The organism is Streptomyces luteogriseus (genome assembly GCF_014205055.1).
Classification (GTDB): domain Bacteria; phylum Actinomycetota; class Actinomycetes; order Streptomycetales; family Streptomycetaceae; genus Streptomyces; species Streptomyces luteogriseus.
Genome location: NZ_JACHMS010000001.1, coordinates 6,682,868 through 6,694,762 on the forward strand (window position 1 = coordinate 6,682,868; position 11,895 = coordinate 6,694,762).

Annotated in this window: 11 protein-coding genes; 9 read left to right on the forward strand and 2 right to left on the reverse strand. The window is 71.8% G+C overall.

All coding sequences use genetic code 11. The annotated features are described in order from the left end of the window. Nucleotides 1-37: 37 nt before the first annotated feature. Nucleotides 38-847: an NAD-dependent epimerase/dehydratase family protein gene (locus BJ965_RS29765; protein WP_184912827.1), complete on the reverse strand. Its 810-nt coding sequence runs from the start codon at nucleotides 845-847 to the stop codon at nucleotides 38-40. Between the two features lie 234 nt (nucleotides 848-1,081). Here BJ965_RS29765 and BJ965_RS29770 point away from each other — a divergent pair, with 234 nt between their 5' ends. After that, a complete protein-coding gene (locus BJ965_RS29770) occupies nucleotides 1,082-2,041 on the forward strand; it encodes a 5-dehydro-4-deoxyglucarate dehydratase (protein WP_184917676.1) in 960 nt (319 codons plus the stop codon). After that, on the forward strand, nucleotides 2,038-3,201 hold the full coding sequence (locus BJ965_RS29775) for a hypothetical protein (protein WP_184912829.1): 1,164 nt from the start codon (nucleotides 2,038-2,040) through the stop codon (nucleotides 3,199-3,201). The genes BJ965_RS29770 and BJ965_RS29775 overlap by 4 nt, the downstream gene beginning before the upstream one ends. Nucleotides 3,202-3,217: 16 nt before the next feature. Here BJ965_RS29775 and BJ965_RS29780 read toward each other — a convergent pair whose 3' ends face one another. Next, a complete protein-coding gene (locus BJ965_RS29780; RefSeq protein ID WP_184912832.1) occupies nucleotides 3,218-4,426 on the reverse strand; it encodes an MFS transporter in 1,209 nt (402 codons plus the stop codon). A 131-nt stretch (nucleotides 4,427-4,557) separates the two neighbouring features. Between BJ965_RS29780 and BJ965_RS29785 the strand changes: the two genes are divergently transcribed. From BJ965_RS29785 to BJ965_RS29815, 7 genes are all read left to right on the forward strand, one after another. Then, nucleotides 4,558-5,160, forward strand: coding sequence for a TIGR03086 family metal-binding protein (locus BJ965_RS29785; protein ID WP_184912833.1), 603 nt, complete (start codon nucleotides 4,558-4,560; stop codon nucleotides 5,158-5,160). 149 nt (nucleotides 5,161-5,309) lie between these two features. Continuing rightward, nucleotides 5,310-5,969: a GntR family transcriptional regulator gene (locus BJ965_RS29790; protein WP_142164686.1), complete on the forward strand. Its 660-nt coding sequence runs from the start codon at nucleotides 5,310-5,312 to the stop codon at nucleotides 5,967-5,969. Then, nucleotides 5,966-6,877 carry a dihydrodipicolinate synthase family protein gene (locus tag BJ965_RS29795; RefSeq protein ID WP_184912836.1) on the forward strand — a complete coding sequence of 304 codons (912 nt, stop codon included), beginning with the start codon at nucleotides 5,966-5,968 and terminating at the stop codon, nucleotides 6,875-6,877. Before BJ965_RS29790 ends, BJ965_RS29795 begins: the two co-directional genes overlap by 4 nt. Beyond that, nucleotides 6,874-8,604: an L-arabinonate dehydratase gene (gene araD, locus BJ965_RS29800; protein ID WP_184912837.1), complete on the forward strand. Its 1,731-nt coding sequence runs from the start codon at nucleotides 6,874-6,876 to the stop codon at nucleotides 8,602-8,604. The genes BJ965_RS29795 and araD overlap by 4 nt, the downstream gene beginning before the upstream one ends. 162 nt (nucleotides 8,605-8,766) lie before the next feature. Further along, a complete protein-coding gene (locus BJ965_RS29805) occupies nucleotides 8,767-9,699 on the forward strand; it encodes a carbohydrate ABC transporter permease (RefSeq protein WP_184912839.1) in 933 nt (310 codons plus the stop codon). Then, a complete protein-coding gene (locus BJ965_RS29810) occupies nucleotides 9,696-10,592 on the forward strand; it encodes a carbohydrate ABC transporter permease (protein WP_184912841.1) in 897 nt (298 codons plus the stop codon). Before BJ965_RS29805 ends, BJ965_RS29810 begins: the two co-directional genes overlap by 4 nt. Beyond that, the gene (locus tag BJ965_RS29815; protein ID WP_184912843.1) at nucleotides 10,589-11,875 is read left to right on the forward strand and encodes a pectate lyase family protein; all 1,287 of its coding nucleotides are present in this window, start codon (nucleotides 10,589-10,591) and stop codon (nucleotides 11,873-11,875) included. The genes BJ965_RS29810 and BJ965_RS29815 overlap by 4 nt, the downstream gene beginning before the upstream one ends. Nucleotides 11,876-11,895: the final 20 nt, after the last annotated feature.

Sequence of the window (11,895 nt, forward strand, 5' to 3'; positions counted from 1 at the left end):
TTTGCTGCCCGCCCGCCCTGGTGACGACTGTTTCCGGTCAGTACGGCCAGATCGGCGGGTCCGTCACGAACTGGCCGCCGAGGTAGGCGTGCGCCTCGTTGCCGTCCTGCAGTTCGCCCTGCTCGGCGATGAGCTTCTCGGCGAACGGCTCGGAGTCGTCCTGCGGCTCGTAGCCGAGCGCCCGGGCACTGGTGAGGTCCCACCACAGCCGGGTGTTGGCGGAGGAGCCGTGCACGACGGTGTGGCCGACCTGCTCGGCGGTCAGGGCCGCGTGGAAGAGGCGGGCGCCGTCGGCGGGGCTCATCCACACGGAGAGCATGCGCACGCTGGTCGGCTCGGGGAAGCAGGAGCCGATGCGCACCGAGACCGTCTCCAGGCCGTGCCGGTCCCAGTAGAGCTGCGCCAGGTCCTCGCCGAAGCACTTGGACAGGCCGTAGAAGGTGTCCGGGCGGCGCGGGGTGTCGACCGGGATGAGGGGGTCGTCGCCCCGGGGGCGGGGGGTGTAGCCGACCGCGTGGTTGGAGGAGGCGAAGACGATCCGGCCGACGCCCTCCTCGCGGGCGGCCTCGTACAGGTGGTAGGTGCCCTCGATGTTCGCCTTGAGGATCTTCTCGAAGGGGGCTTCCAGGGAGATGCCGGCGAGGTGGATGATCGCGTCGACGCCCCGGACCGCCTCGCGTACGGCGTCCCGGTCGGCCAGGTCGGCGGCGATCGCGTCGGGCTCGCCCTCGATCGGGCGCAGGTCCAGCAGACGCAGGTCGTAGCCGTAGGCCGGGAGCAGGTTCCGCATCAGGGTGCCGAGGCCGCCGGCGGCGCCGGTGAGCAGGACGGTGCGGGGAGCGGGCATCCTCGGGTCTCCTTGATCGCCAACCGTGCCGATCGCAAGCGCGCTGATCACCAGCGTGCACATGAGCGCACGGCATTCATATGCGTGGACACGCTAAGGATCCGGGGCGGAGCCCGTCAAGTATGCCGCGGAGGGGATGAATCCGCAGGTGCGTCGCGGGTGTGCGCGCTTGACCGGCGCCAAGGCGGCGCCTTAGCGTGGAGTTGTTCAGGGATATAGACGCCAATCATGAATATGGAACCGGGAGAGCTTGTGACGTCAGCCCCTCTCGCCGCTCGACTCACCGTCCCCAGCGGGCCGCTGTTCTTCCCGGTCACCGCCTACGGACCCGATGGCTCCGTGGACCTCGACACCTACCGCACGCATGTCCGGCGCGGGGTGGAGGCCGGAGCCGCCGCGGTGTTCGCCTGCTGCGGCACCGGCGAGTTCCACGCGCTGACGCCCGAGGAGTTCGAGGCCTGCGTACGGGCCGCCGTCGAGGCGGCCGACGGGCGCGTGCCGGTCGTCGCGGGCGCCGGGTACGGCACCGCGCTCGCCGTGCGCTACGCCCGTCTCGCCGAGGCCGCCGGGGCGGACGGACTGCTCGCCATGCCGCCGTACCTCGTCGTCGCCGGGCAGGAGGGACTGCTGCGGCACTACCGCGAGGTGGCCGCCGCCACCGCCCTGCCGGTCATCGTCTACCAGCGCGACAACGCGGTGTTCACCCCGGAGACGGTCGTCGCCCTCGCCCGCACGGACGGGATCATCGGCCTCAAGGACGGGCTCGGCGACCTCGACCTCATGCAGCGCGTCGTCAGCGCCGTCCGTACCGAGGCCCCGGGCGACTTCCTCTACTTCAACGGCCTGCCGACCGCCGAGCAGACCCAGCTCGCCTACCGCGCCCTCGGGGTCACGCTCTACTCGTCCGCCGTGTTCTGCTTCGCGCCGGAGATCGCCCTCGCCTTCCACCAGGCCCTCAGGACCGGCGACGACGCCACCGTGGCGAAGCTGCTGGACGGCTTCTACCGCCCGTTCGTCGAACTGCGCGACCGGGGCCGCGGCTACGCGGTCGCCCTGGTCAAGGCCGGCGTACGGCTGCGCGGCCTGGACGTCGGGGAGGTGCGGCCCCCGCTGCACGAACCGGCCGGGGATCATGTGAAGCAGCTCGCCGAAGTGATCGAGCGGGGCTACGCGCTGCTGGAGGAGGCCAAGTGAAGGCGTCGACATTCGTCTACCCCTGGGACGTCAACGGGGACCCGGAGGCACCAGCGCGCATCGCCGGGCTGGGCGTGGCACAGGTGACGCTCGCCGCCGCCTACCACTCCACGCGCGCCCTCACGCCCCGCCACCCGCGCCACCGCATCGTCACCGCCGAGCACGCCGCGGTGCTGTACCCGGCGGACGACCGCTGGGCCGGGCGCGAGCTGCGCCCCTACGCGGCCGGCGGCTGGGCCCCCGGGGACGCCTTCGGCGAGGCCGCCGGCGCGCTCACCGAGGCCGGTCTGGAGGTGCACACCTGGGTCGTCCTCGCGCACAACTCCCGCTTGGGCGCCGAACACCCGGACACCTCGGTCGTCAACGCCTACGGCGACCGCTATCCCTGGGCGCCGTGCATCGCGCAGCCCGCCACGCGCGCGTACCTGACCGACCTGGCGGCCGAGGCGGCCGTCCGGCCCGGAGCGCGCGGCACCGAGCTGGAGTCCCTCGGCTGGTACGGCCTGCAGCATCTGCACGCCCACGACAAGACCGGCGGCGTCGGCCTCGGGGACGCCGGGCAGTACCTGATGGCGCTGTGCTTCTGCCCGTCCTGCCGGGAGGGCTACGGCCGGCACGGCCTGGACGCCGACGAGCTGGCGGCCACCGTACGGACCGCGCTGGAGCCGGTGTGGCAGGGGGCGCCGTCCGACGGCGGCTGGGCGGGCATCGAGAAGCTGCTCGGCGAGACGCTCGCGCACGCCACGCGCGCGTACCGCGACGACACCGCCCGCACGCTCCAGGAGCAGGCCGTCGCGGCGGTCCGGGCGGCCGCGCCCGACGGCTTCCAGGTGCTGCTGCACGCGGACCCGGTTTCGTACCACGTCGGCGCCAACCCCGGAGTCGACCCGGCGCACATCCTGACCGTCGCGGACGGTGTGGTCGTGCCCTGCGCGGGCGGCACCGGCACGCTGACGCCGTTCGCGCGGCAGCAGCGCGAGGGCGCCGTCGTCGCCGCCAACTTCACCGTGGTCTCCGGGATGGGTGGCAGCCCCGCCACCCTCGCCGCCGACGCCGCCGGGGCACGCGAACTCGGCGCCACCGAACTGCGGCTGTACCACGCCGGGCTGGCCTCCGACGACGACCTGGAGACGGTCCGCTCCGCCCTCGCCGGGCTCTGAGACGACGGGCCGGCCGTCACCGGTGCGGGACGGCTCCGGTCCCGGGAGCGCACAGCGCCGCCGCCGGCACCAGCAGGGCCACGCCCAGGGCCACCAGCACCAGCCGGTGGTCCACCAGCTCGACCAGGGCCGCTCCGGCGGCCAGCCCGACCACGTTCGGAGTGAACACCAGCGTGTGGGCGGTGGCCGTGACCCGGCCCAGCAGCGCCCCGGGCGTCTCGCGCTGCACGGACGTGAGCGTGGCGATCAGCACCGCGGGCAGCCCCATGCCGATCGCCGCGCCGCACACCAGCGCCACCGGGTCGGACGGCACCGCCCGCAGCGCCACCGCGAGCGCGAGCAGGACGATGCCGGAGGCCGCGAAGCGCCGCGCCCCCAGGTGACGCAGGGCGGGGCCGGAGAGCAGACCGACCGCGACCGAACCGGTGCCCTGCACGGCGTAGAGGACGCCGGTGTACGCGGGGGAGCGCCCGAGGCCGTCGACGACGGCGTACACCATCGCCCCGTTCAGGCCGGCGCACAGCATCGTGGCGCCGCCCGCCAGGACCAGGGGGCGCAGCACGGGATCCGCCCACAGGTGCCGGACGCCCTCGGCGGACCGCCGCCGACGGCTGCCGACGGGCGGCGCGGGCTTCTCCTCCCTCACCCGCAGCAGCGCGTACAGCCCCGCGGCCAGCACGAACGTCGCCGCGTCCAGGAGGGCGACCCCCGCACCGCCGTGCGCCGCGTAGAGGCCCGCGCCCGCCAGCGGGGCCAGGAGCTTCATGCCCTCGGTGGCGGTCATGCGCAGGCCGTTGAAGTCGCCCAGCAGGGACGGTTCCACGGCGGTCGCGACGAGCGCCGACTCGGCCGCGTCGTGGACGACGCCCGCCGCGCCGTACACGAACAGCACCGCGTACAGCAGCCACAGGTCGCCCGGGGCGTCGACGCCCACGAGGCCCGGCAGCAGGACGCCCAGGAGCACGTTCAAGCCGACCAGCAGCGGTCTGCGGCGTCCGCGGTCGGCCAGGGTGCCCAGCAGCGGCCCGGCCAGGGTCGGCAGCCACATGGCGAGCAGGCACAGCGCGGCCAGGCCGTCCGAGCCGGTCAGGTCCTTGACCCACACGCCGGACGCCAGCCACAGGGCGGAGGTGCCGAAACCGGAGACCACCACGCCGCAGAGGTACAGCCCGGCGTCGCGGTCGCGCAGGACGCGCGCCACGGGCCAGGTCGTCTTGGTCGTCATACCTGGTCATCGTGGCTCTAAGGCCCGTGCGCGGGGATCGGGAAGGTGCCTTAGGACACGCGTGTCCGGGCGATGAGTTCCGCGGTCGCCGTCGGTCTACCTCCCGAGAGCGAAACCAGGAGGAGCAGCGGATGACCGACACGACCCCGAACCCGGCCCTCGACCTCGGACCGCAGGCGGCGGTGGTGGCACGCCTCGCCGAGGCCGTCACCGACGAGCAGCTGGCGGACCCGACACCCTGTCCCGAGTACGCGGTGCGCAACGTGCTGGCCCACCTGGCCGGGCTCGCCGTCGCCTTCCGCGACGCAGGCCGCAAGGATCTGGGTGTCACGACCGACACCCGCCCGGACTCCACCGTGCCCGAGCTCGGGCACGGCTGGCGCGAGGAACTGCCCAGGGTGCTCGGCGAGATGGCCGAGGCCTGGCGTGATCCTGCCGCGTGGACCGGCATGACCCGCGCCGGGAGCGTTGACCTGCCCGGCGGGATCGCGGGCCTGGTCGCCACCGACGAACTGGTCGTCCACGGCTGGGACCTGGCCCGCGCCACCGGTCAGCGGTACGACCCCGACCCGGCCGCACTCCGGGTCTGCCACGACTTCCTCGCGGCGTCCGTCGACGACCCCGGTCGCGGCGCCATTTTCGGACCCGTCGTCACCGTCGGGCCGGAGGCATCCCTGCTGGCCCGGGCGGTGGGGCTCAGCGGGCGGGACCCGGAGTGGGCGCCCCCGGCGTAGAAAGCGATTGCTGTTTCTCTGTCGAAAGCATTGACGAAGCCCACGCGCCCTCCTACCGTCATCGCGTCGTACTTCGTACGTCATATATGAGACGCGATACGCGAGATCCGATACGCGATCCACCGAGACGCGAGATCCGAGAGGCGCGCATGACCTCTGTGCCCACGCCGATCCCCTCCCGCACGCAGTTCGTGCTGGAGGGGATCAAACACCGCATCCTCACCGGGCAGCTGACGCCCGGGCAGGCGCTGGTCGAGACCGAGCTCGCCGCGCAGTTCGGGGTGTCGAAGACCCCGGTGCGCGAGGCGCTCAAGACCCTCGCCGGCACCGGGCTGGTAGTGATGAGCCAGTACAAGGGCGTCACCGTGCGCCTGGTGGACGCGGACATGGCGCGCGAGGTCTACGACGTACGGCTGCTGCTGGAGCCCGAGGCGCTGCGGCGGGCCGTGCAGCGCGGGGCCTCCCTGGACGTCGCCCGCGAGGCGCTGACCCGGGCCGACGCCGCCACCGACACCGCCGAACGCTCCCTCGCCAACCGGGAGTTCCACCGCGCCCTGTACCTGCCGTGCGGCAACCCGCTGCTCGGCCGGATGCTCGACGAGGTCCGCGACCAGGCAGCCCTGGTCTCCGCCGTCGCCTGGGCCGCCTCCCCCTCCTGGGAGCGGGAGGCCGGCGAGCACCGGGAGATCCTGCGGCTCGCCCTCGACGGCGACGCCGACGGCGCGGCGCGTGCCCTGCACGCCCACATCGCGTCCTTCGTGCAGCGCGCTTTCCCCGAGGCAGCACTGGAACAGGAAGGTCAGGAATGAGCAGCGTGGCGTTCGAGACGCAGCGGGCGGCCCTGGCCGACGTGGTGGCGATCCCGGTGACCCCGTTCGCCGAGGACGGCTCCGTCGCGCGGGACACCCACCGGGCCCTGCTGCGCCGCCTGCTCGACGGCGGCATCACGACCCTCACCCCGAACGGCAACACCGGCGAGTTCTACGCCCTCACCCCCGAAGAGCGCCGGCTCGTCACGGAGCTGACGATCGACGAGGCCGGGGAGCGGGCCGTCGTCCTGGTCGGCGTCGGACACGACGTCCCGACCGCCGTCGCCTCCGCCCGGCACGCCCGGGAGCTCGGCGCCGGCATGGTGATGGTCCACCAGCCCGTCCACCCGTACGTCTCGCAGGCCGGCTGGGTCGACTACCACCGCGCCATCGCCGAGGCCGTGCCCGAGCTGGGCGTCGTGCCGTACATCCGCAACGCGCAGCTCACCGGTGCCCGGCTCGCCGAACTCGCCGACCACTGCCCGAACGTCATCGGGGTGAAGTACGCCGTTCCCGACGCGGCCAGGTTCGCCGCGTTCGCCCGGGACGCGGGCCTGGAGCGGTTCGTGTGGGTGGCCGGGCTCGCCGAGCCGTACGCCCCCTCCTACTTCTCCGCCGGCGCCACCGGCTTCACCTCGGGGCTGGTCAACGTCGCCCCGGCCGTCTCCCTGAACATGATCGAGGCGCTGCGCTCCGGCGACTACCCGGCCGCGATGAAGGTCTGGGAGCAGATCCGCCGCTTCGAGGAGCTGCGCGCGGCCAACGGCTCCGCCGACAACGTCACCGTCGTCAAGGAGGCCCTCGCCTCCCTCGGGCTGTGCCGCCGCGAGGTCCGCCCACCGAGCCGCACCCTCCCGGAGGAGCGGCGCGCCGAGGTCGCCGCGATCGCCGCGGGGTGGTCGATATGACCGGCAGACTGCGCCCCGAGGACCTCAGGAGCCATCAGTGGTACGGCGCCGAGGGCCAGCTGCGCACCTGGTCCCACAACGCCCGTATGCGCCAGCTCGGTTACGAGGCGGAGGAGTACCGGGGCCGCCCGGTGATCGCCGTCCTGAACACCTGGTCCGACATCAACCCCTGCCACGTCCATCTGCGCGAGCGGGCCGAGGCGGTCAAGCGGGGGGTGTGGCAGGCCGGCGGCTTCCCGCTGGAGTTCCCGGTCGCCACGCTCTCCGAGACGTACCAGAAGCCCACCCCGATGCTCTACCGCAACCTCCTCGCGATGGAGACGGAGGAGCTGCTGCGGTCGTACCCCATCGACGCGGCGGTGCTGCTCGGCGGCTGCGACAAGTCGACGCCCGCGCTGCTCATGGGCGCGGCCTCGGCCGACGTCCCCGCCCTCTTCGTGCCCGCGGGGCCGATGCTGCCCGGCCACTGGCGCGGTGAGACCCTCGGGTCCGGCACCGACATGTGGAAGTACTGGGACGAGCACCGCGCGGGCAACCTGACCGACTGCGAACTGCGGGAGCTGCAGGGCGGGCTGGCGCGTTCACCCGGTCACTGCATGACCATGGGGACCGCGTCGACGATGACCGCCGCCGCCGAGGCCCTCGGTATGACGCTGCCTGGCGCCTCCTCCATCCCGGCCGTCGACTCCGGGCACGAGCGGATGGCCGCCGCGTCCGGGCGCCGTGCCGTCGAGCTGGCCTGGACGGGGCTGAAGCCGTCCGTGATCCTCACCCGTGAGGCCTTCGAGGACGCCGTCACCACCGTGCTCGGGCTCGGCGGCTCCACCAACGCCGTCATCCACCTGATCGCGATGGCGGGGCGCTGCCAGGTCGAGCTCACCCTCGACGACTTCGACCGCATCGCCCGCACCGTGCCGGTGCTCGCCAACGTCCGGCCCGGCGGCCGGACCTACCTCATGGAGGACTTCCACTTCGCCGGCGGTCTGCCCGCCTTCCTCTCCCGGATCACCGACCTGCTGCACCTGGACCGGCCCACCGTCAACGGGACCCTGCGCGAACAGCTCGAGGGCGCCGTCGTCCACGACGACGACGTCATCCGCACCCGCGAGAACCCGGTCGCCGCCGAGGGCGGAGTCGCCGTACTGCGCGGCAACCTCTGCCCGGACGGCGCCGTCATCAAGCACATCGCCGCCGAGCGGCACCTGCTCGAGCACACCGGCACGGCGGTCGTCTTCGACGACTACAAGACCATGCAACGCACCATCAACGACCCGGAGTCGGGGATCACCGCGGACAGTGTCCTGGTGCTGCGCAACTCCGGACCCAAGGGCGGCCCCGGCATGCCCGAGTACGGCATGCTCCCGATCCCCGACCACCTGCTCAAGCAGGGAGTGCGCGACATGGTCCGCATCTCCGACGCCCGGATGAGCGGCACGAGTTACGGCGCGTGTGTGCTGCACGTGGCCCCGGAGTCGTACATCGGCGGCCCGCTCGCCCTCGTGCGGACCGGCGACAGCATCACCCTCGACGTCGAGGCGCGCACCCTCCACCTCCACGTCGACGACGAGGAACTGGAGCGGCGCAGGGCGGCATGGACGCCGCCGCCCACCCGCTACGAGCGCGGCTACGGCGCGCTCTACAACGACCAGATCACGCAGGCCGACACCGGCTGCGACTTCGAGTTCTTGGCAAGGCCAGGCAAGGCCCCGGATCCCTACGCCGGTTGACCGGTCTTCCCCAGGGGCGCGGTGAACTGCGCGAAGAGCCACAACGCATCCGCACTCGCCACGCCCACAGCAAGAGGCAACCCGTCCTGCGTATTCCAGGCGGACTCCCGCACATCGAGAAAGCGCTTCCCGTACGACCGCACCGAGATCGGAGATCCTGTCATGGCCCAAGCCGCAGCCGTGGCGAAACCGCCCGCGCCACCCCGGCGGCGCCGGGCCTCCGCCACGCCGCGCAGGCTCCCGTACCTGCTGATCGCGCCGGCCGCCCTGCTGATGCTGGGGTTCATCGCCTACCCGGTCATCAGCGTCTTCTACTACAGCCTGCAGAACTACAACCCGACCAAGCCGTGGCGCAACGGCTACGCGGGCTTCGACAACTTCGTCCACGCCTTCACCAAGGACCCCGTCTTCTGGGACACGCTGGTCTTCAGCGCCAAGTGGGTCGTCGTCGAGGTCGGCCTCCAGCTGCTGTTCGGCCTCGCGCTCGCCCTCATCGTCAACCAGACCTTCGTGGGGCGAGGCCTGGGACGTGCCCTGGTGTTCTCCCCGTGGGCAGTCTCCGGCGTGCTGACCTCCGCGATCTGGGTACTGCTCTACAACTCCCAGACGGGCATCACCCGTTACCTCGCCGACATGGGCATCGGCTCCTACGGCACCAGCTGGCTGTCGGACACCTCGACCGTGTTCCCGGCGGCGGTCGTGGCCGACCTGTGGCGCGGGGTGCCCTTCTTCGCGATCCTCATCCTCGCCGACCTCCAGTCCGTCTCGAGGGACCTCTACGAGGCCGCCGAGGTCGACGGCGCGAGCCGCATCAAGCAGTTCTGGCACATCACGCTGCCGCACCTGAAGGACGCCATCATCCTGTCCACGCTGCTGCGCGCGGTGTGGGAGTTCAACAACGTCGACCTGCTCTACACCCTGACCGGCGGCGGCCCCGCGGGCGAGACGACGACGCTGCCGCTGTACATCGCCAACACATCCGTCGACGCCCACAACTTCGGCTACGCGTCGGCCCTGACCACGGTGGCGTTCGTGATCCTGCTCTTCTGCTCGATGGTCTACCTGCGGCTGAGCAAGTTCGGAGGCGAGAAGTGAGCGTCAAGGAAGCCACCAAGACGGCGCCCGCTCCCGTGCGCGCAACCCCCGAGCCGCCGCGCCCCGCCAAGCGCAACCGCGCCTGGGACGAGGCACCCCGCTGGCAGATCTACCTGCCGCTGGGCATCTACCTGCTCTTCACCCTCGTCCCCTTCTACTGGATCCTGCTGTTCTCGCTGCGCCCGGCCGGCTCGACCTCGCTCGTGCCCTGGCCGATGACCTTCGACCACTTCGAGAAGGTCTGGACGGACCGCAGCTTCGGCACCTACTTCACCAACAGCGTGCTCGTCGGCGTCGCCACCCTGATCATGACGACGCTCGTCGCGCTGGCCGGCGGCTACGCCCTCGCCCGGTTCGACTTCAAGGTCAAGCGGGCGTTCATGCTGGCGCTGCTGTGCTCCCAGTTCGTGCCGGGCGCGCTGCTGCTGGTCCCGCTCTTCGAGATCTTCGCCGAACTCCAGATGATCAACTCGCTCGGCAGCGTCATCCTCGCCGAGACGGTCTTCCAGCTGCCGCTGTCGATGATCCTGATCAGCAACTTCATCAAGAACGTGCCCTACACCCTGGAGGAGGCGGCCTGGGTCGACGGCTGCAACCGCATGACGGCCTTCCGGATCGTGGTGCTGCCGCTGCTGCGGCCCGGCCTGATCGCCGTCGGCTCGTTCGCCTTCGTCCACTCCTGGAACCACTTCCTGTTCGCCCTGATGTTCCTGAACAACCAGGACAAGCAGACGATCCCCGTCGGCCTCAACTCCCTGATGAGCGCCGACAGCGTCGACCTGGGCGCGCTCGCCGCCGGCGGCATCATCGCGGCCGTCCCGGTGGTGATCGTGTTCGCCTTCATCCAGAAGTGGCTGATCACCGGGTTCAGCGCGGGGGCGGTGAAGGGATGAGACTCCGGCAGCTGACCGTCGCCTGTTCCCTGTTGGGCGTGCTCTGCGTGCCCGCGCACGCCGAGGGCCGGGACATCGGCCGCGACACCCTCCCGGCGAACGACGGCTGGGCGGCGGAGGGCACCGGGACCACCGGAGGTGCCGCCGCCGACGACGCCCACGTCTTCACCGTGACCGACCGGGCCGGACTCGTCCGCGCCCTCGACGGCGGCAGCGCCACCCCGAAGATCATCAAGATCGCCGGGACGATCGACGCCAACACCGACGACGACGGCGACCGGCTGGACTGCGCCGACTACGCCACCGGCGGCTACGCCCTGAAGAATTACCTCGCCGCCTACGACCCCCGCACCTGGGGCTCCGCCAAGCCCAGCGGCCCCCAGGAGGAGGCCCGCCAGGCGTCCGCCGCGCGGCAGGCCGAACGGATCGTGCTGCCCGTCGGCTCGAACACCACCCTCGTCGGGCTCGGCGACTCGGCGGTCCTCAAGGGCGCGAGCCTTCAGGTGAAGAACGCCGAGAACGTGATCATCCGCAATCTCGACGTGCGCGACGCCTACGACTGCTTCCCCGTCTGGCAGCCCAACACCGGCGGCCTCGGCGACTGGAAGACGGCCTACGACAACATCTGGCTCACCGGAGCCACCCATGTGTGGGTGGACCATGTGACCCTGAGCGACAAGGGCCACCCCGACGCGAAGGAACCCACCTACCTCGCCCGCAACTACCTGCGCCACGACGGTCTGCTGGACATCACCGGCGGCTCCGACCTCGTCACCGTCTCCTGGAGCCGCTTCGCCGGCCACGACAAGGCGATGCTCATCGGCAACGGCGACACCGCCACCGGAGACCGCGGCAAGCTCCGCGTCACCCTGCACCACAACGCCTTCGAGTCCGTCGTCCAGCGCGCCCCGCGCGTCCGCTTCGGCCAGGTCCACGTCTACAACAACCGGTACGACATCACCGGCGACGACTACCGCTACTCGCTGGGCGTCTCCACCGAGTCGAGGATGTACGCGGAGAACAACGCCTTCCACGCGCCCGGCCATGTGGAGGTCGCCGACCTGGTCAAGAGCTGGAACGGCAGCGCACTGCACCAGAGCGGCACGCTCTTCAACGGCTTCCCGGTCGACCTGCTCGCCATCCACAACGCCTACAACTCGGGCAGCGAGCGCGATCTGACGGCCGACGTCGGCTGGACGCCCACCCTGCACGGGCGGATCGACAGCACCCAGGAGGCCGACCGGGCGGTGACCCGCGGCGCGGGTGCGGGGAGGATCCCGTGACCGGTCGCATGATCAACGCC